Genomic DNA, 16,883 nt, shown 5'->3' with positions numbered 1-16,883 from the left:
AAAAATGGAATTTAAAACATTAAGAAATATCGAAAACAGTTTTAGGCAAATACGGCTGTATGCCATTGTATTTGCCGTTCTCTGCCTAAGCGTGGTAGGATTTTCACTTTGGAAATCTTACAGCTTTGCAGACGAACAACGCCAAAAAATCTATGTGCTGGATAATGGAAAATCGTTGATGCTTGCCTTATCGCAAGATGCAAGTATCAACCGACCTGTGGAAGCAAGGGAGCACGTCAGACGTTTTCACGAGCTCTTTTTTACGCTTGCTCCCGACAAGAACGCTATCGAAAGCAATATGAGCAGGGCATTCAACCTTGCCGATAAATCAGCTTTTGATTATTACAAAGACCTGTCGGAAAAGGGTTATTACAGCAGGATTATTTCGGGGAATGTACAGCAACGCATTGAGGTGGATAGTGTCGTGTGCAATTTCGACACCTATCCGTATGCGGTGCGTACTTACGCCAAACAATTCATTATCCGTTCGAGCAACGTGACCAGGCGTAACCTGATTACTTCCTGCTATCTCGTGAACTCTGTCCGTTCGGACAACAACCCGCAAGGCTTCAACATCGAAAAGTTTGCAGTGATAGAAAACAGGGATATAGAAGTTATCGAACGCTAAAAAAACAATCTTATGGAAGCATTATCAGATTTAAACACGTTTGCAAAAATCCTTACCGATAAAGGATATAACGGCTATTTCCATACGCAGGGAGCGTATGCCGGAAAGTTGAAGAAAAGTATCGGCGAATACCTCGAAAACTGCCAAAAAGGTACAGATAGTTTGCCTAAACAGGACTTGTTGCTGACGGGCTACCTGCAATGGTCGGGCGAAGACAAGCCAAGTGTAGAATGCAGTATGTGGGTAAAATACCTGAACGGCAAATTCTCGCTCAACAGAATGGAGGTTACAAGGAAAGACCAATTTGGGCAACTGCTGAAAAAATCGGAACTGACAAACCTGTCTGTAATATCCGCACCCAAAGAGGTTGAGGCAGTCGCTTTGGTCAATGAAGAACCGAAGCAAAAGGCAGGTCAAAGTCCTAAGCGTTTCAAGCTATAACAACAGAAACAGTAAGGTTATGAAAAAACTAAGAGCAAATATGGACAGGTACTTTGACAAGCTGGACGAACGCTGGCGGGCATTGCCCTTGCGGAAACAGCACCAATACACACTTTACTTTTTTGTGGGGTATCTACTGCTTACGGCAGGGGTCATTTGCAAAGTATGGTACGATACCTCAAAGTCGGGTAACGATATGGTCATTGAGCATATCGAAAACCCTGTCCTCAAAAAAAGTGAAAGCCCTGCAAGATTGCAGGACACATTATCAACAATTCTAAAAAACAAGATTTATGAAAGAAAATGAGAACAAAAAGTCGGTTGTTCGGGTAACGGAAGGGAACCAGGCAGCAACCGCTGATGTACCGCAAGACGGTACACAGAACAAAGCCGAAAAGCTCAAAAAGCCGCTCATCTTTGGCTTAATGGGAATTGTCTTCGTAGGTTGTATGTACCTCATATTTAAACCATCCGCAGACAAAAAGGAAATCGAGAACATCGGGCTGAACGATGCAGTACCAGAGGCTACCGGAGCAGGAATGCCTGCCGACAAAGGCAAGGCTTATGAGTTGGAAATGCTGGAACGCAAAGAGCAAGAAAAACGCAATGCACTTACCACGCTTTCTGACTATTGGAATACTGAAGACAAAAAAGAGCCTAATGATGAATTTCCCGAAGAAGACGAAAGCAACAGCTATGGCGGTGGCAGAGGTTCGGGCAGAAACGGCAATCCGGCATTGAGCAGTTACCGCAATGCACAAAGCACATTGGGTTCATTTTATCAGGATAACAACTCTGAAACAACAGAACTCCGCAGGCAATTGGACGAACTAAAAGAACAATTAGCCGAGAAAGATGTGCCTAAATCTGTAACCGTTGATGACCAGCTTGCCCTAATGGAGAAATCCTACCAGATGGCGGCAAAGTATCTGCCAACGGGTACAAATTCGACAGAAGTTCCACCTGCTAAGGATGCAGGTACGGCTACCGCAGGTTCAACTCAAAAGGAGCATTTTGTGGCATTCACACCTACAAGAAAGAACACCGTTTCCGCTTTGTATCGTGAGCCTACGGACAGTGCCTTTTTAGCCGATTGGAGCGAAACAAGAAACCGAGGGTTTTATACTGCTGGTTCTGTTGAGCAGGTGGTACAACCGAAAAACAGTATCAAAGCCTGTGTACATGATGCGCAAACGGTTATCGGCGAAACAGGGGTAAGGTTGCGTTTATTAGAGCCTGCCCAAACGCCTCAACGTACCATTCCAAAGGGAACTATCGTAACGGCTAATGCCAAATTTCAGGGAGGTCGATTACAGCTAAAGATTACCTCCGTAGAATTAGAGGGCAACATCATTCCGGTTGATATAACCATTTATGATTTGGACGGACAACAAGGCTTGTACGTTCCGTATTCGCCCGAAATGAATGCCCTTACTGAAATGGCTGGCAATATGAGCCAGCAATCGGGAACAAGCATAATGCTCACGCAGAATGCCGGACAACAGGTTGCTGCTGATTTAAGCCGTGGCGTGGTACAAGGCATTTCGGGCTATTTCGCTAAAAAGGTACGCACACCGAAAGTTACGCTGAAAGCAGGGCATCAGGTCTTCCTTGTATCTAAAAAATAATGTTGAACTCAAATAAATAAAACAATGAAAAATCATTTAAAAATCTTTTGGGCATTTGCCCTGATACTCGGCTTTGCCGTACAGTCTTACGCACAGGATAGTGCAAGAACTAAACTTGCATTGGGCAAGATAGAACCGTATAAAATGGAAGTGACCTACGATAAAACTTCGCACCTGATTTTCCCGACTGCCATTCGTTACGTGGATTTGGGTAGCGAATACCTGATTGCAGGGAAAGCGGAAGATGCGGAAAACGTGTTGCGTGTAAAAGCATCGGTAAGGGATTTTGAACCCGAAACCAATTTTTCTGTCATTACCAATGACGGGCGTTTTTACAGCTTCAATGTGTATTACAGTTCCTATCCGGAGGCAATGAGCTATGACCTGCTCACGATGCAAAAGGCAGTAGATAAAGCCAATGGTAACGATGTGCTTTTTGAAGAATTGGGCAACAATTCTCCGTCATTGGCAGGCTTGCTGTTGGAAACGATTTACAAGAAAGACAAACGTATTGTAAAGCATATCGGGGCTAAGAGCTTCGGTATTCAGTTTATCCTCAAAGGCATTTACATACACAACGGCAAATACTATTTCCATACGGAATTGAGAAACCGTACCAATGTGCCATTTCAGATTGATTTTGTGAATTTCAAGGTAGTGGATAAAAAGGTAGCCAAACGTACCGTAGTACAGGAACGCCCGATGATACCGCTTAGGACTTACAAGCCACTGGACGACATTGCCGGAAAAACAATCGAACAAAACGTCTTCCTGTTAGACCAATTTACCATTGCCGATGACAAGGTACTGCTGATTGAGATTTTCGAGAAAAACGGAGGCAGGCATCAAACGCTCCAGATAGAAAATTCCGACTTAATCAAAGCCCGTTTGATTAACGATATGCACCTGAAATTTTAATAACCTTTTAAAGTAAATAATATGAAAAAGTATATCTATACCGTGATGCTCATCTTTATGGCCATCACGGTCACACAGGCACAAAGAATGTTACCTAAACAGAAAGGATTGGAAGTGAGTACGGGTGTGCTGTCCAATGATAAAATCGGTAACGATTATTATATCAATGTAGCAATGACCGTAAACGGCAAAAATGGTAACTATCAGCTTTGGGCGTTGGAATACACTCATCAATACCACGATTATAAAGACCTCCGCATACCGCAGGAAACTTATACCGCAGAGGGCGGTTACAGCTTCTTCCTCTTGGGCGATGCCCGTAAGAACATCACGCTGAACTTCGGAATAACAGGTGTAGTCGGTTACGAAAGTATCAACCGTGGCGAAGCAATGTTGTATGACGGAGCAAAAATTTTGAGCGAGGATAATTTTATCTACGGAGCTGGTGGACGGCTCACATTTGAAACGTACCTGTCCGACCGTTTTGTGTTAGTCCTGCAAGGGCGTACAAAGGTTTTGTGGGGTACAGACTTGGAACAGTTCCGACCGTCCGCAGGCGTGGGATTAAGGTTTAATTTTTAAAACGTAAAAACAATGATAGCAATATTCAATAAATTCAGGATAGGATTAAGCTCAATATATGTACTCTTGGCAATCCTCACAGCTTCGGTTACGTTGGTATCTTGTAGCAAAGACGATGAACTCGAAATACAGAACGATTTCCCTTTTGAGGTCAAAGTAATGCCTGTACCCAAAGATGTTGCCAGTGGGCAGACCGTAGAGATACGGATTACCATACAGCGAACAGGCAATTACAGCAATACGCAATATTTTCTCCGCTACTTCCAATTTGACGGTCAAGGCACATTGCGGTATTATGACGAACCACCGTATTTGCCAAACGATTTGTATTCGTTGCCAACGGAGCAGTTCCGGTTGTATTACACTTCGTCATCTACCGTATCACAATCCTTTGAGGTTTGGATTTCGGATAACTTCGGTAACGAAAAGCAGTTGAGCTTTCAGTTCAACAGTAGTGATTAATGCTACTTATATAAAAGCAAAACCGACTGTTACAGGTCGGTTTTTTGCTTTTCAGCTTTCGGTGTACGTTGTTTTTTGTTTAAATTTACTTGAATTATAATCTTAACGGGTATGGATACAGTTACGGCTCAATTGGTGTTTGGTATTATTGTTATCGTTATTGCGATAGTGCTTATTTATTGGATAAACCGCAGGAAATTTTACAGGCGTAATGGTATGGGTGCAGAGGGATTTTCGAGTTTTGAAGCATCTGTATTTACCCGTTTTATAGAACGTATCGGCAAATGGATTGCCTATGCTTTAATTGTTGTCGGTATTGTCTGTATATGGACTTACAGCCAAATGAAAAAGGAAAAGGAACTGCAAAAAGTGGAGATACAAAACCCTCGATAATCAATCTGCTCATTCAAGTTGCCACTTAAGATATTTGTATAATTTTGTAGTATCTTAAACAGCTTTAGGCAAAATATAATTTGAATGAAACTACGAATTGAAAATTGGATTGATAATAATAATTTTTCAGAAGATGTAAATGTACTATTTACAGATGCCGTTACTTGCTATAAAGCTGGAGCGAATAGAGCCTCATTATTATTTTCATATTTGGCTTTTCTGACGATACTGAAGGAAAGAATAATTGGAGGAACTAAACCAAACTTATTTCCCCAAGGGGAATGGGACAAAATAATCTCAAAATTACAAAATGAAGACTTGTGGGAAGCAAGTGTATTTGATGCAACTCAACAACAAGAAAAAACTGACCAGACTACAAAAGAACGCACTAAAGACCCAATATTTAACCTTAATGACAATCTACGATTACAAATAAAATATTGGAAAGATAGAAGGAATGACTGCGCTCATTACAAGGATAATATTATAGACACTTTTCATATTGAGGCTTTTTGGGCATTTATAGAGAGTAATATGTCCAAAATAACAATAGAGGGTGGAATGCAATCTCTGATAAATAAAATTCATAAACATTTTGACCCAACTATTACTCCACCGGATAAAGACATTTCTCCATTAATTCAAGAGATTGAATTTTCAGTAGAAAGGTCAAAATTGAAACATTTTTGGGAAGCATTATTAAATAATGGAGAATGGGATTTCGACTTATCTATAAGGAAACAGGAACTAATTAGTAAAAGTTTAGAGGTAAATAAAGGTTTTGTAAACGATAGTTTGATTGCTATTGTCAAAGCCAATAAGTATTATTTAAAAGACTTTCTGTCGAACCATCCTGATAAAATTTTGAGCTTTAATTTTAATGAGGAAGAAGTCCGAAAATTTTGGAAAACACAATTAACTTCTTGCAACAACATTTTAGGATTATATACTTCTTTTTTAAGAAATGGTTTAATCCCACAAAATGAAATAGCAGAAGCAAATAAAACTATATTAAATGCTATAAGAGAATATTCTCCAACCATCAATGAGCATCAGATATTATCAGGAAATGGCATCTTAGATACTTTTAAACAAGTGATTTTAAACAACATTAGTTTTATTGGGTATAAGTCATATTTATGGGTAAACGATAGAGCTGATATTATTTCCGGAATAATCAAAAATTGCCCGTCCGATAAGGATATAATTATGAGATTAGTTGAGCACTATAATCAACGAGATAATTCTGATTGGTTATTGGAAAGATTTAATAATATATTTATTGATGGTAGTACCATTACCATTGAATATAAAAATATTTTGCAAACTGATAATGTAGAGATACCAGAGAAATTAAAAAAATACTTTGCTTAAATATTGTGAATAAGCAATATCAAATCGGATAGCCAAAAGGTTATCCGATTTTTTGTTTACTGAGGTAGTAAACCGCCAAACACTACCTTTCAACGCCAATCAATACTACATTTTCCAACCCTGTAACACCCCTTAATATCTTCGACTTCCACAGAAAAAATGAGCAAAAAATGGAAGTTATCGCAATACAAAAATCCGCATTGGACGGAATGAAAAATGAGCTAAGGGAAATTTTGGAAATGACCGAAAATGCTGTACGGAAATACACGCCGATTTTCAAAGAAGAGCAATGGCTCGACAACCAGGAAGTGTGTTTGATGATGAACATTACCAAACGGACTTTGCAGACCTATAAGGACAAAGGCTTATTGCCATATTCCATACTGAACCGCAAGAATTATTATAAACGCTCGGACGTACAGGCTTTACTCGAAGCCGGACAGCCGTACAATACCAACGACAATAGATTTACTGACGAATGAAACGGAAGAAATCATCGCCCATCAGGAAATGATAATGCAGTTGAGAAACCGTATTGAAGAAATATTGAAAAACTACCGTCCTGTAATGAACGGAGAAATATACTTGTCGGGCGAAGATGTATGCAAGCTGCTCCATATCAGCAAACGGACTTTACAGCAATACCGTGACGATAATATCCTGCCGTTTATACAAATTGGGGGCAAGATAATCTATAAGGAAAGTGATATTCTGACCGTCTTAGAACAGAACTATATAGCCAATGACAGACATTGCTTGTAATTAATTTTGTTCTGACTATGTTTCAACGGAAGGACTTTAGTATATTTGCTATGTAAAATATAACAATACTTAAAGTGTTTTTGCTTTAGGTCTTGGTACTGAAAACTGGTAATTTTTTGTATCCCCAAGACAATAAGTAAGAACGCTCACGTCATAGGCGTGGGCGCTCGCTTATTCGGGGATTAAGGCGTACCAGTGCCTCAGTATCGGTAAGTGTGGTTGCCTGCGCTTCTTTTTTTTGTGCAGGGCTACATCAACTCAAAAAAGTAATGATATGGAAACTGGTACAGCACAAAAAAAAATTACCCTCGCCTTTATCAATGATAAAAGCCCGATTTTGGATTTGACCTGCAACGACCTCGCTGCTTCAGGAATTGAAGTATCGTTCCGCTCTGAAAACATTGAAGACGGACTATCCCAATTATCAGCATTAAAAACACTCCCCAACGTTTGTATTATTGACCTTGATTTTTACAATAAGAATGTGCTGGCACAGCTTCAAGAATTGAGAACACAATATCCAACCATTAACCTGATTGCACATAATGATATTGATGCAGAAAAAGCCGTAAAACCTCTTTTGGAAATTGGTTTTACAGGTTATTTGCTCATTGGTAGCGATACGGACGATTTTAAAAAAGCTATTGATGTTGTTACCAATGGCGGTAGATATTTTAGTGTGGGAGTAGCGGAAATTGCACAGGAATATTTCAGTAATAAGTAACGTTCCGATTATAATAGTATAAAATATCTGTTCTAATCAAGCGGCGTTCTTTTGCTTCTTTTCTTTGGTCGCTTATGTGAAAAGAAAAGAAGTCATTGCATACCTAATCATTGGGATAATGAATATCCCACACAATAATGTCGCAACCTGTTTGGTAAAAGGTAGAGAAAGGAAATTGTGTAGCGGTGCATTTTGACAAAGGGGTTGCACCGATTTGATGCAAAAAGACTGTCCCGACCATCGGGAGGATCTGTCTTTTTGCCGCCCGACTTTTCGGGTCAGGCGACTTTTATCGGGTGGGTGCGGAAATCTTTCAGATTGTGAAAAAATCCTTTGTATTCAGTCATTCCCCTGCGAAATAAGTTCCACAGCAAAGAACAACCCACTTGGGTTAATGAGGAATTGATAAACAAGTCCTGGTGTTCCAACGCTTCGGCAAGTGAGCAACTTGGCGTGTTATCCTCTTGTTCGGATTGCTTCAGCAATTCGCCAAATTCATCGGTAACAAATGGCAGGCTTGCCACCGTTTGGTATTTCTCTGAATTGGGTTGCTTTATCTCTCCGATAGTAGATAGTAGCACTTGTCCTGTATCTTGGCTGTTGCCAAAATCCAACCAATATTTCGGCTCATCTTGGTAGTGTCTGCGGTAACTTATTTCTTTAAGAATTTCAGCAACGCCAAACCTCGCCTGTACATTGTCCACACAAGTAATAGTAATGATTGCCCTTGCTTTTTCGGGTATTCTGCCAAACTTGTCCTTTTCAAATTTTACCGTTTCGGCTTTCCAATTTGTACCGATGCAACGATTGATACGGTTTATCAATGCAACCGATTTGTACAATCCTGTTTCACTTTCAAAAAAACGCTGTCTGCCTAAATTGGCACTCGTGATAACATCATCATCCCAAAGGCGGACTTGCAACCCTGCGTGTCCCAACGCTATCAAGCTCTCGTTTATTTCCATTAAAGCGGTCAATACTTTTGAGCCTGTGCCACCTGCCCCGATAAGGTTTACCGAAATTGGGTTTGTCGGATTGAGCAGATAATTGTCCGTAAAATGGATTGCTGTTTTTGCTGTATTCTTCACAATAGATTTTTAAGGGTTTTGTTATTCTTTTTTAATACTTCTTTCGGAAAAGGTTTATCAGTATTGATAAGGTCTTTCCAAAGGTTTACAATGTTTTTTTTCGTGAGGTTCTCGCATAATGAATGGCTGAAATAGGAATTGAAAAAATAATGTTCCCACGCCTGTATAAATTCCTCAACCGAAGTCGAATTTTTAACCCAAATCACGCAGTTGAAATTTTTTGAGATAAGTCTATGGGGTAATCCCAAATTCCGACGAACCATTTTCTGCGTTTTTTGGTGAGTGCAATCTTCAGTTTGAGTGTGTCACCTACTTTTTCAAAATAAGCTCCAATAGCAAAGGTTCTATATCGTAGTGTAGATAATGTTTTCTGCGTTTTTTCTTGAAGAACAAACAGTCTGAAAATTGACATCAGATTATAAGCAATCATCGAAAATATAAGTGCAGCTTCTGTAGGGAAAAAGCCTTTAAGGTTAAAACTTTCGGCTCCAAAATCTGCCTTTAATTCCTTGATTCTATTCTCTGCATCGCCTCTGTTTCGGTACGTTCTCCAAACATCTGTTGCCGATTGTTCTTGGTTGGTAATATAGGCTGAATAGCGATAATTTCTATGGATTTCATCTTCCGGAAACAGGCTTAATATTCGGCCTGCCGCATTCGGCCGTTGTGCTGTTTTTTGCCTTACAATGACTATCCTTCTTGGCTTTTCCCAGTTTTTTGCTTGATAATATTTGTCGCAAATTTCGATGCCCTCATCAACTTTTATCCAAAAATCTTGCTGGTCTATCAAGTGTTGAATGGGGTGAGTAAATTTTGCAGCGATGATGTATTGGAGTGTTTTTAATTCAAGATAATCCATAATGTCTTTCTGGAAAAAACCACTATCCAAACGAACTAATCCTACTTTTTTATCCCCAAAATTTAAGAGTGTTTCTTCTAAAAATCCTACAAAATTATTTGCCGAAGAAGTATCACCGCTCCTGAGCCAAAAATTAGCGACCATCTTTACATCGTTCACAAATGCAATGATAGGATGATGGCTGTTTCTTCCTTTTTTCTTAGGATTGTAGCCTTTTTTTGCTCCCTCTTGCTCTCCGTATCGAGTAATTACAGATGAATCAATGTCTAACGTAAAATAATTGAGGTTCAAATTCTGAAAAAACCAACTGAAAAAATGATGCCCAACTTGCTGGTTGATGTGTTGTGTAAACTTGCCAAAATAGCGTTTATATGCGTCCTGAGCAGGGGTTTTCCGCCAGTCAAATATTTCCCCAAGAGCCTTATCTGCACGGGTAATTTCTGTGTGCAAAAAACGATTGGCGCCACACCAAATACTCGTAATAAAAGATTCAAGCAAAACTTCTTTTTTATAAGAATTATTGGAAAGTGACACAGGTAAAGATTCGCATTTTTCAATTTGCTCTCTAAAGCCGATTTTGTCCAACATTTGCTTTAAAAACACCATTCCTCCCCAAGGCGTAATCTCTTTATTGGTAAAGGATAGATCGAATTTCATCGCTTATTTTTTTCTACTGCTACGCAGTTGGATATTAGAATACTAAAATACTCTTTTTTTTCTATTGCGGAATTTGGGTTTAATGTCAATACTAACAGTACCCATACATACATTGCCCTTTTCATAGATATTGAAGAAAGGAACGTAATGCAATGGCGTTTTCTCGGTGGGTCTTCTGTCGTTTGCCAAAGCAAATACAGTAAGACTGCTTTTGCTCGCTAACCAAAGCATTGGCGGTACTTGTGCCTTTCCGTTGGGTATGCCCAAACTATCTACAAAATACAGTTGCCTTTGCTTTGATTTGGTGTACCAAAGTACCGCACCATTTTCTGCACTCTGATTGATATGCAAAATGTTTGTCGGCAAAATTCCCTTTGGCTTTAAAAAGGCTTTATTCTTTTCTTCATCGGTCTGTAAAGCCATTGATAATACGTTGGCTTTTTTTACTGTCAATGGGTGGGCATTGGTAGGCGTTCCGTTGCTATCCATATCGAAATGCTCCACGTACATTGCTGTATCTGTTCCTTTGGTTTCATAGAAAACCAAAGCGGATTTTGGATAGTACAATGTGCCGAAATCTTTGGTTATGTTGTTTATGGTGTTCATTTTTCTGTTGTTTTATAGTCATACAATAGAGTGCATAGGTCGTCCAATAAGGTAAACAGGCGGTTTTCAAAATCAAGGTTGTTTGTCTTTATTTTGCTTCCGTCAAAGGCTTTGCAAATGGTCGGTTCTTCCAATACTCCGCACTCGTTAAACTCGTTGTTGATGCTTTCTTTAAGGCTTTCATATAACCAACCTTTGGTATCGGAAATAAAAGAGATATACTTTTCCATTCCGATTGCTTCATTTTCGTAATCATCATTATAGGGGTCTTCTTCGGGCAATGGTGCATTTCTGAAAATGGTTGCGTTCGGATATTCCGTATAAAGGACAAAAGCATTACAAGCTATCTGCCAACATTCCCTGTCGAATGTATCAAGGCTTTTAAATCGGCTCAAACGCTGTTCAAATACCTTTAGATTGATACGGTTAAATAGCTTTTGTTCTATATTGTCGCCAATATATTCGGCATTTCTCAACTCACTTTTATACGTTTCGGTTTCGTCTGTTTCATCATCCTGTTCTACCCAATCTTTATGCGTTTCATACAACCAATACAAATAGCTGTCTTCCTGCCTGTAATACGGTACATCGGCAATATGGTACAGATAACTGCATACCGATAAAAGTACCTGTGCGGTCTTTTTACGTTTCGGGTCTTTGAGCATTTTAAAGAGTGGTGCAATAGGAATATAATACAAGGTTGTACCTACATTATACCTTTCCTCGCTCACAAAAAAGGTTTTCTTACTATCCTGTACCAATTTGAAACTATCCCAATTTATGTTGGTACGTTTTACTTTGGTTTCCATATCCCACATAGACAATGTTATATTGTATGGAAAATCAAAATCTTTGGTCTGCATTGGCTCAATGCTGTAATGTTCAGCAAGTCGGGAAAGGGACTTGTAAAAATCCCTCTCCGTTTTCTGACAAGCCTGTACGGATTGTGCTATTTTCAGTTTAGGCAGAAACGTACACTTTAGAATACCATTGGTAGCATTGCTATTGGTACGGATTTCTGTTTGTCTTTCTGCACTTGGTTTGCGTCCTTTGGTCTTTGTAGCCAATTTGCGAACTCGCCCAACTGTCGGTGTAACTGCTGTTGTCGTTTCTGTTCGGGTATGCTGATTGTTCCCGATATGATATTGCGTTGCATAATTCATCGTTTTATAATTTTTGTTTAACCTTTCGTACCCATTACGCTTTCAAATTTGTACTCTACCGCATCATCTTTGATTTGCGGTGCGGATGCTTTTGCTGTTGTCAAAATCGGGTACATATTGGCGTAAAAATTCATTACGGCTTCCACGCTCCAACGTGGTTCTGGGTCGGTCAGTCTGATGTCCTGTCCTTTATCATTGAGGATAAATACTCGCTCTAATTGGGTTGCTAATAACATAATGGTCGTTTTTAAGTGTTAATACTGTTCTTCTTCGTCCGCTTCATCAATAGGATAATCGGCAGTAACTTCTTCCTCTTTTTGCGGTTCGGGTTTTGCTTCTTCCATTGCCCCGAAAAGGCTTGGTGTGGCAAACTTGTCGGACAATGATGTTTTACGCTTGCGTATCTCGTCCGCTTTTTCGGGGAACTCCGTTATATCGGGTACTTTCATCCACGCATCACGGAACTTGCCCTCTTTCTCCAACTCGTCAGCCTTTGCCATAGCATCTTTAAACTTCTTGTCTTTGGCTTCTTTTTCCTTTTTCTCCTTTTCGGCTTTTTCTTTCTCGATTGCCGATTGCTTTTTAACTTCTTCCAATTGCTTTAAGAATTTCTCCATATCCACCATTAAGCCCGATACCTTTTGTATAGGTGTGGTTATCTGCTCAAAAAATCCCTCGTCAAACTCTTGGGGCGTGGCGTTAAATGTCAATGGGGGAATACCGTTTTTGGCACTATCTCCGCATTGTTCGTTGTTGAGCAATACTGTTACGATTAAGTTGCTTTCTATTCCTTTTGAAATGTTCAGTTGTAAAACTCCTGTAAAGTCCAACTGCTGTATCTGATTGAAAAAATTTGTGTTCATTGTTCTAAAATTTTAAAGTTTCGTCTAATCGTTTTTTGATTGTTGTCAGTTTCTCAAACATATCCGTCCAATAGGCTTTTAGCTTTTTGTCGAACTCTGAAAAACTTTTGTCCTCGTGTCGGTACTCTTTATATTGCCTTGCCATTTTAATGGCTTCTTTAAGGTTCGTTATCTCAATGGGGCAACCGTTCAAATCTGTTACTTGCATAGCTTTATGAGTGTGGTTTTTCAGCGGTATAAACTCCATTTTCATAATAGCCAAATAGCTGTTCCCAAAGTCGTATTAGGCTATTGGTATCTACATAGAAATACTCGGTTCTACTGCAATAGATGATGTAAATAGCTTCGTCTTTGTATTGTGTTTCAAGGCTCTTGTCTTTAGCCATACTTTTTGCTTCCTCTATTGTTTTTGCTTTCATATCCGTTGTTTTATAAGGCTACCACCGATTAAGGCGGTAGCCTGTTGTTATTTAATTAAGGTTTAGGATTTCCGCACCATCTAAGGCAAAATCACTACACAATTCAAATGCTTTTTGTGATTTGAGTTGGGCAGTACCACCCAATACAATACTTTGCAACTTGGCTTCATCGTTCTTGTAATTTCTCACGTTCTGATAGTACCCTGTCACAGCATTATACGCTCCGAACAACGTGCCTTTGGTAGTGTCCATTTGCTGTGTATCGCTTATCATCGCATAAGCAAAAGCATCCTCAACGGTGTTTTTGAACACGGTGGAAATTTCATCATCCGCACCTTTTTTGATTAGGTCAAGCGTTTCTTTATTTGGGCAAAGTGCCAACTGTATTAGCTTTCTTACCTCTCGGTCTGTTACCTTTACTTTTGCCCATTCGTTGAAAATGCCCTCTAATTGGTTGCTCAATGTGTTGGCAAGTCCCATAATCTTGTGAGCATTCTCGATACGTTGTTTTGCCCCCGAAGTGTGCTTGATACGGACTACATTGGTCATACTGCGTAACGAAGCGTTTAAGGTGTTTTGACAAACAATTCTGATAGGCGTAAATGCGGCTGTAATACTTCCGCTACCATCGTGCGAAGTGGTTAGGAAAATGTACTTTTCTGTTACATCATCGCCATTACCTACACGGATATAGTCGGGCAATTTGGCTGTGATAAAAATGCGTTCTCCGTTGCCTAACGCTCCTGCGGTTTCGTATAAAATCCCCTCGCCACCACCTACAATAGCATCAAAGAAATTAAAGGCTTCACGGTTTTGTACTATGTGGTAATCCTTGCCGACTACGCCCAATACTGCGTTGTTATCGGTGCGTATGTTGGCGAAATAGTTAGGTACTTCCAATTCGCTACTGCCTATCTCTATGCCGTTGGCAGTTTCGATAATGCCCGAACCTTTTGTAAATAGTGGGGATTTTATGACTTCGTAATCTAACCCTGCGTATTTGATAGCTTCCTCGCTTGTCGGGTATTGCTCCACGATTTGCCCCAAGTTGTGCCACGCTTTTTTTTGAACGCTGAAAAATGAATAACGCCCTGTTCTCTCGTTGAAATTGATATTATGTGCCATAATGCTTAAAATTTTGATGTTAAAAAATGATTGAATACTCGTTGTTAAAATGGGAGGTCCTCATCTACTCCCTGTGTTGTAAATCCGTTGCTTTCAGATTGTGCAGTAGCCTGTATGGTTTCGGCTCTCCTGCCTCCTGCAAGCGGTTTGAAGTCAGAGGTATGAAAGTTCAAACCTGCCTTTGCTTCTCCGTCTTTGCCTACCCACGCTCTTGTGCTTACCCTGCCAGTCACTTCTACCAATAGACCTTTGGTGAGTATCTTCACTGCGTTCGGGGTTCTCCAATATGAGCAGTCGAAATAGGCGGTTTGCTCCACTCGTTCGCCCTGTTTGGTTTTGTAGCTGTCGTTTACCGCTACTGAAAAGTTTACTACTTGTTTTCCGTTTGACGTTGTGCGTACTTCCGCATCCCTTGTCAGTCTTCCTGTGATGTTCATAATCGTCCTGTTTTAAAAGTTGTACATTTTGTTACGTTCGCTTTTCTCGTTTCCTGCTTCCTGTTGTGGTTTGCTCCGCTTCGCTTCGCATAATTTTTTCCAAAAGAAAAACCGGAAAAAAGAAAGCAGATAATCCAAGCGGGCAACAGCGAAGACCAAGAAAAAAAATGATTTAATGGGGGTTCCTTTAGGGGGAAACCGTTCATTCATTTTTTTTATTGGTGGGTGGGTGCGGTGGCTGCCCGCTATAACTTAGCTGCCTTTTTACCGGTTGATTGTGGAAATATTCTGTTCTAATTTTTATGGAATAAATGACCAGGCTATGAGAGCCTGAAATAGAGGTTGGAATAATCGAAAAGTAAGGGCATAAAAAAAGCAGAACCGTTAAGTTCTGCTCTGTAGTGAAGTAATAAAAGTTAATCAGATTGCGGCTAAAAATGCTTCTTCCATAGCCTGAAATTTTGGGGCAACTAAATCCATATCCTTACTGATTTTTTGGCTTGTGATTTTGGCGTAAATCTGTGTGGTGGAAATATTTTTATGCCCCATCATTTTGCTAAGGCTTTCAAGCGGTACGCCCTCGGTCAAAAACATTGTGGCGAATGTGTGACGGGCGGTGTGGAATGTAACTTTCTGTTCTGTAACAATACTCGCTTCCTCAATAAGTTTACCTATATGCGTGTTGCAAGTCGCATTGGATGGCATTGGGAATACAAAATCATTTCTTGTAACTCCACGATATTTCTCAATGATGCGTTTGGGGATTTCCAAAAGACGGACGTTGGAGGCAACATCTGATTTCTTCCTCCTGCTGATTATCCATTGGTGTCCATCAAAGAAAGACTGGATATTGCTCCATTTCAGTTTCTTAATGTCAATGTAGGAAAGCCCTGTAAAGCAACTGAAAATAAAAAGGTCTTTTACAAGTTCATATCGGGACTTGGATGGTTTCAGGAGCATTAAGGTTTCCACATCCTCTTTTAAAAGGTAGCTGCGGTCGGTTTCTTCCATACTGATTTCATAATCCTCAAAAGGATTATCCCGTATCAAGCCTTTCTTGATAGCCAATTCTGCCAAAGCAATAACTGGCATTGTGTAAACCCAAACCGTATTATGAGTACATTCCTTATCAATGCGAAGAAAGAAATCAAACTCACGGATAAAATCAGAAGTGAGTTCTCGGAAAGCCATATCGTCACGATGGTAACGCTCCCTTATAAATTCGCTAAGGTGATTGTAAACAGTGTTGTACTTGCTATATGTGCTTTGAGAGCGTTTTCCCTTAGCGACCATTTTTTCAAAGTCTTCGTTTTGGTCTTTAAAGACTTTTAGTACGGCATCTTCCATTACACCAACACCTAAAAACGAGAGCTTTACTTTTTGGGCGGTTGCAAACCCCTCGTGCTTCAGCATATCTTCGTAAATCTTGTCGATACGTCCACGTATGTTATCCAATTTTTGGTTAACGCTCAAAGCGGTGGCACTCTTTCCCTCAACTCTTCCGTATTTTAAATCCCAATTATTAGGATTGATTTCTAACTTTGTTCCGAAAGTTTTAGGTGTTCCATCAATGGTAATACGTGCCATAATTGGTGCATTACCGTTCTTTTTCAGTTCGTTCTTTTTCAGGTAGAAAAGCAGTTTGAACGTGGACTTTTTTGTCTGTTCCATAACTCAAATGTTTAATGTTTAAAATTAAATTACATTGAGTTACAAGGGAATATAAAAATGGGTGCAAAAGACTGAAATATAAT

22 protein-coding genes and 2 pseudogenes are annotated in these 16,883 nt (G+C 39.8%); 12 read left to right on the top strand and 12 right to left on the bottom strand.

All coding sequences use genetic code 11. From position 1 onward, the window contains the following. Positions 1-4 precede the first annotated feature (4 nt). The 12 genes from traK to H0S70_RS02875 all read left to right on the top strand — a co-directional run bounded on the left by traK (position 5) and on the right by H0S70_RS02875 (position 7,912). Positions 5-628, top strand: coding sequence for a conjugative transposon protein TraK (gene traK / locus H0S70_RS02930; RefSeq protein ID WP_026357463.1), 624 nt, complete (start codon positions 5-7; stop codon positions 626-628). A 12-nt stretch (positions 629-640) separates the two neighbouring features. Continuing rightward, positions 641-1,069, top strand: a complete 429-nt coding sequence (locus H0S70_RS02925) for a hypothetical protein (RefSeq protein WP_188321644.1) — start codon at positions 641-643, stop codon at positions 1,067-1,069. Positions 1,070-1,088: 19 nt separating this feature from the next. After that, the gene (locus H0S70_RS02920; RefSeq protein WP_019974903.1) at positions 1,089-1,376 is read left to right on the top strand and encodes a hypothetical protein; all 288 of its coding nucleotides are present in this window, start codon (positions 1,089-1,091) and stop codon (positions 1,374-1,376) included. Next, complete coding sequence (traM, locus tag H0S70_RS02915; RefSeq protein WP_188321643.1) at positions 1,363-2,697, top strand: conjugative transposon protein TraM; 1,335 nt, start codon at positions 1,363-1,365, stop codon at positions 2,695-2,697. The genes H0S70_RS02920 and traM overlap by 14 nt, the downstream gene beginning before the upstream one ends. Positions 2,698-2,721: 24 nt before the next feature. Next, a complete protein-coding gene (gene traN / locus H0S70_RS02910; RefSeq protein ID WP_055133015.1) occupies positions 2,722-3,615 on the top strand; it encodes a conjugative transposon protein TraN in 894 nt (297 codons plus the stop codon). 21 nt (positions 3,616-3,636) lie between these two features. Beyond that, complete coding sequence (locus H0S70_RS02905; protein WP_188321642.1) at positions 3,637-4,197, top strand: conjugal transfer protein TraO; 561 nt, start codon at positions 3,637-3,639, stop codon at positions 4,195-4,197. Between the two features lie 12 nt (positions 4,198-4,209). Then, positions 4,210-4,659: a DUF3872 domain-containing protein gene (locus tag H0S70_RS02900; RefSeq protein ID WP_034727225.1), complete on the top strand. Its 450-nt coding sequence runs from the start codon at positions 4,210-4,212 to the stop codon at positions 4,657-4,659. Positions 4,660-4,770: 111 nt separating this feature from the next. Next, positions 4,771-5,052: a hypothetical protein gene (locus H0S70_RS02895; RefSeq protein WP_019974907.1), complete on the top strand. Its 282-nt coding sequence runs from the start codon at positions 4,771-4,773 to the stop codon at positions 5,050-5,052. An 84-nt stretch (positions 5,053-5,136) separates the two neighbouring features. Continuing rightward, on the top strand, positions 5,137-6,426 hold the full coding sequence (locus H0S70_RS02890) for a hypothetical protein (RefSeq protein WP_055133017.1): 1,290 nt from the start codon (positions 5,137-5,139) through the stop codon (positions 6,424-6,426). Between the two features lie 170 nt (positions 6,427-6,596). After that, positions 6,597-6,908 carry a helix-turn-helix domain-containing protein gene (locus H0S70_RS02885; protein ID WP_188321641.1) on the top strand — a complete coding sequence of 104 codons (312 nt, stop codon included), beginning with the start codon at positions 6,597-6,599 and terminating at the stop codon, positions 6,906-6,908. After that, positions 6,889-7,188, top strand: coding sequence for a helix-turn-helix domain-containing protein (locus H0S70_RS02880; RefSeq protein WP_019974910.1), 300 nt, complete (start codon positions 6,889-6,891; stop codon positions 7,186-7,188). The genes H0S70_RS02885 and H0S70_RS02880 overlap by 20 nt, the downstream gene beginning before the upstream one ends. A gap of 274 nt (positions 7,189-7,462) precedes the next feature. Then, positions 7,463-7,912, top strand: coding sequence for a response regulator (locus H0S70_RS02875; protein WP_055133018.1), 450 nt, complete (start codon positions 7,463-7,465; stop codon positions 7,910-7,912). Positions 7,913-8,190: 278 nt separating this feature from the next. Here H0S70_RS02875 and H0S70_RS02870 read toward each other — a convergent pair whose 3' ends face one another. The 12 genes and pseudogenes from H0S70_RS02870 to H0S70_RS02815 all read right to left on the bottom strand — a co-directional run bounded on the left by H0S70_RS02870 (position 8,191) and on the right by H0S70_RS02815 (position 16,800). Next, the gene (locus tag H0S70_RS02870; RefSeq protein ID WP_188321640.1) at positions 8,191-9,000 is read right to left on the bottom strand and encodes a PRTRC system ThiF family protein; all 810 of its coding nucleotides are present in this window, start codon (positions 8,998-9,000) and stop codon (positions 8,191-8,193) included. Then, positions 8,997-9,197: pseudogene (locus H0S70_RS02865) on the bottom strand (PRTRC system protein B); the annotation flags it as partial. The gene H0S70_RS02870 and the pseudogene H0S70_RS02865, both read right to left, overlap by 4 nt. A gap of 5 nt (positions 9,198-9,202) precedes the next feature. Further along, positions 9,203-10,516 carry an IS1380 family transposase gene (locus H0S70_RS02860; RefSeq protein ID WP_124986562.1) on the bottom strand — a complete coding sequence of 438 codons (1,314 nt, stop codon included), beginning with the start codon at positions 10,514-10,516 and terminating at the stop codon, positions 9,203-9,205. Positions 10,517-10,594: 78 nt separating this feature from the next. After that, positions 10,595-11,122 (bottom strand): annotated as a pseudogene (locus H0S70_RS02855) (PRTRC system protein B); the annotation flags it as partial. Next, a complete protein-coding gene (locus H0S70_RS02850; RefSeq protein WP_055133021.1) occupies positions 11,119-12,285 on the bottom strand; it encodes a hypothetical protein in 1,167 nt (388 codons plus the stop codon). The pseudogene H0S70_RS02855 and the gene H0S70_RS02850, both read right to left, overlap by 4 nt. Positions 12,286-12,302: 17 nt before the next feature. Continuing rightward, positions 12,303-12,521: a PRTRC system protein C gene (locus H0S70_RS02845; protein ID WP_055133022.1), complete on the bottom strand. Its 219-nt coding sequence runs from the start codon at positions 12,519-12,521 to the stop codon at positions 12,303-12,305. An 18-nt stretch (positions 12,522-12,539) separates the two neighbouring features. Further along, positions 12,540-13,148 carry a PRTRC system protein E gene (locus H0S70_RS02840; protein WP_055133023.1) on the bottom strand — a complete coding sequence of 203 codons (609 nt, stop codon included), beginning with the start codon at positions 13,146-13,148 and terminating at the stop codon, positions 12,540-12,542. A gap of 4 nt (positions 13,149-13,152) precedes the next feature. Continuing rightward, a complete protein-coding gene (locus H0S70_RS02835; protein ID WP_026357465.1) occupies positions 13,153-13,356 on the bottom strand; it encodes a hypothetical protein in 204 nt (67 codons plus the stop codon). 4 nt (positions 13,357-13,360) lie between these two features. Then, positions 13,361-13,534: a DNA-binding protein gene (locus tag H0S70_RS02830; protein ID WP_228378467.1), complete on the bottom strand. Its 174-nt coding sequence runs from the start codon at positions 13,532-13,534 to the stop codon at positions 13,361-13,363. Between the two features lie 84 nt (positions 13,535-13,618). Continuing rightward, positions 13,619-14,692, bottom strand: coding sequence for a DUF932 domain-containing protein (locus H0S70_RS02825; protein WP_132772562.1), 1,074 nt, complete (start codon positions 14,690-14,692; stop codon positions 13,619-13,621). 44 nt (positions 14,693-14,736) lie between these two features. Continuing rightward, positions 14,737-15,129 carry a single-stranded DNA-binding protein gene (locus tag H0S70_RS02820; protein ID WP_188321639.1) on the bottom strand — a complete coding sequence of 131 codons (393 nt, stop codon included), beginning with the start codon at positions 15,127-15,129 and terminating at the stop codon, positions 14,737-14,739. Between the two features lie 420 nt (positions 15,130-15,549). Beyond that, positions 15,550-16,800, bottom strand: coding sequence for a site-specific integrase (locus tag H0S70_RS02815; protein ID WP_188321638.1), 1,251 nt, complete (start codon positions 16,798-16,800; stop codon positions 15,550-15,552). Positions 16,801-16,883 lie beyond the last annotated feature (83 nt).

The organism is Chryseobacterium manosquense (assembly GCF_014623485.1).
Classification (GTDB): domain Bacteria; phylum Bacteroidota; class Bacteroidia; order Flavobacteriales; family Weeksellaceae; genus Kaistella; species Kaistella haifensis.
The sequence above is the reverse complement of the archived record's forward strand: the minus strand, read 5'-3'. Positions and strand labels throughout refer to the sequence as shown.

Coding starts and splice junctions, on each gene's coding strand:
- traK (WP_026357463.1), top strand. CDS start 5: ATGGAATTTAAAACATTAAGAAATATCGAAAACAGTTTTAGGCAAATA.
- H0S70_RS02925 (WP_188321644.1), top strand. CDS start 641: ATGGAAGCATTATCAGATTTAAACACGTTTGCAAAAATCCTTACCGAT.
- H0S70_RS02920 (WP_019974903.1), top strand. CDS start 1,089: ATGAAAAAACTAAGAGCAAATATGGACAGGTACTTTGACAAGCTGGAC.
- traM (WP_188321643.1), top strand. CDS start 1,363: ATGAAAGAAAATGAGAACAAAAAGTCGGTTGTTCGGGTAACGGAAGGG.
- traN (WP_055133015.1), top strand. CDS start 2,722: ATGAAAAATCATTTAAAAATCTTTTGGGCATTTGCCCTGATACTCGGC.
- H0S70_RS02905 (WP_188321642.1), top strand. CDS start 3,637: ATGAAAAAGTATATCTATACCGTGATGCTCATCTTTATGGCCATCACG.
- H0S70_RS02900 (WP_034727225.1), top strand. CDS start 4,210: ATGATAGCAATATTCAATAAATTCAGGATAGGATTAAGCTCAATATAT.
- H0S70_RS02895 (WP_019974907.1), top strand. CDS start 4,771: ATGGATACAGTTACGGCTCAATTGGTGTTTGGTATTATTGTTATCGTT.
- H0S70_RS02890 (WP_055133017.1), top strand. CDS start 5,137: ATGAAACTACGAATTGAAAATTGGATTGATAATAATAATTTTTCAGAA.
- H0S70_RS02885 (WP_188321641.1), top strand. CDS start 6,597: ATGGAAGTTATCGCAATACAAAAATCCGCATTGGACGGAATGAAAAAT.
- H0S70_RS02875 (WP_055133018.1), top strand. CDS start 7,463: ATGGAAACTGGTACAGCACAAAAAAAAATTACCCTCGCCTTTATCAAT.
- H0S70_RS02860 (WP_124986562.1), bottom strand. CDS start 10,516: ATGAAATTCGATCTATCCTTTACCAATAAAGAGATTACGCCTTGGGGA.
- H0S70_RS02850 (WP_055133021.1), bottom strand. CDS start 12,285: ATGAATTATGCAACGCAATATCATATCGGGAACAATCAGCATACCCGA.
- H0S70_RS02845 (WP_055133022.1), bottom strand. CDS start 12,521: ATGTTATTAGCAACCCAATTAGAGCGAGTATTTATCCTCAATGATAAA.
- H0S70_RS02840 (WP_055133023.1), bottom strand. CDS start 13,148: ATGAACACAAATTTTTTCAATCAGATACAGCAGTTGGACTTTACAGGA.
- H0S70_RS02835 (WP_026357465.1), bottom strand. CDS start 13,356: ATGCAAGTAACAGATTTGAACGGTTGCCCCATTGAGATAACGAACCTT.
- H0S70_RS02830 (WP_228378467.1), bottom strand. CDS start 13,534: ATGGCTAAAGACAAGAGCCTTGAAACACAATACAAAGACGAAGCTATT.
- H0S70_RS02825 (WP_132772562.1), bottom strand. CDS start 14,692: ATGGCACATAATATCAATTTCAACGAGAGAACAGGGCGTTATTCATTT.
- H0S70_RS02820 (WP_188321639.1), bottom strand. CDS start 15,129: ATGAACATCACAGGAAGACTGACAAGGGATGCGGAAGTACGCACAACG.
- H0S70_RS02815 (WP_188321638.1), bottom strand. CDS start 16,800: ATGGAACAGACAAAAAAGTCCACGTTCAAACTGCTTTTCTACCTGAAA.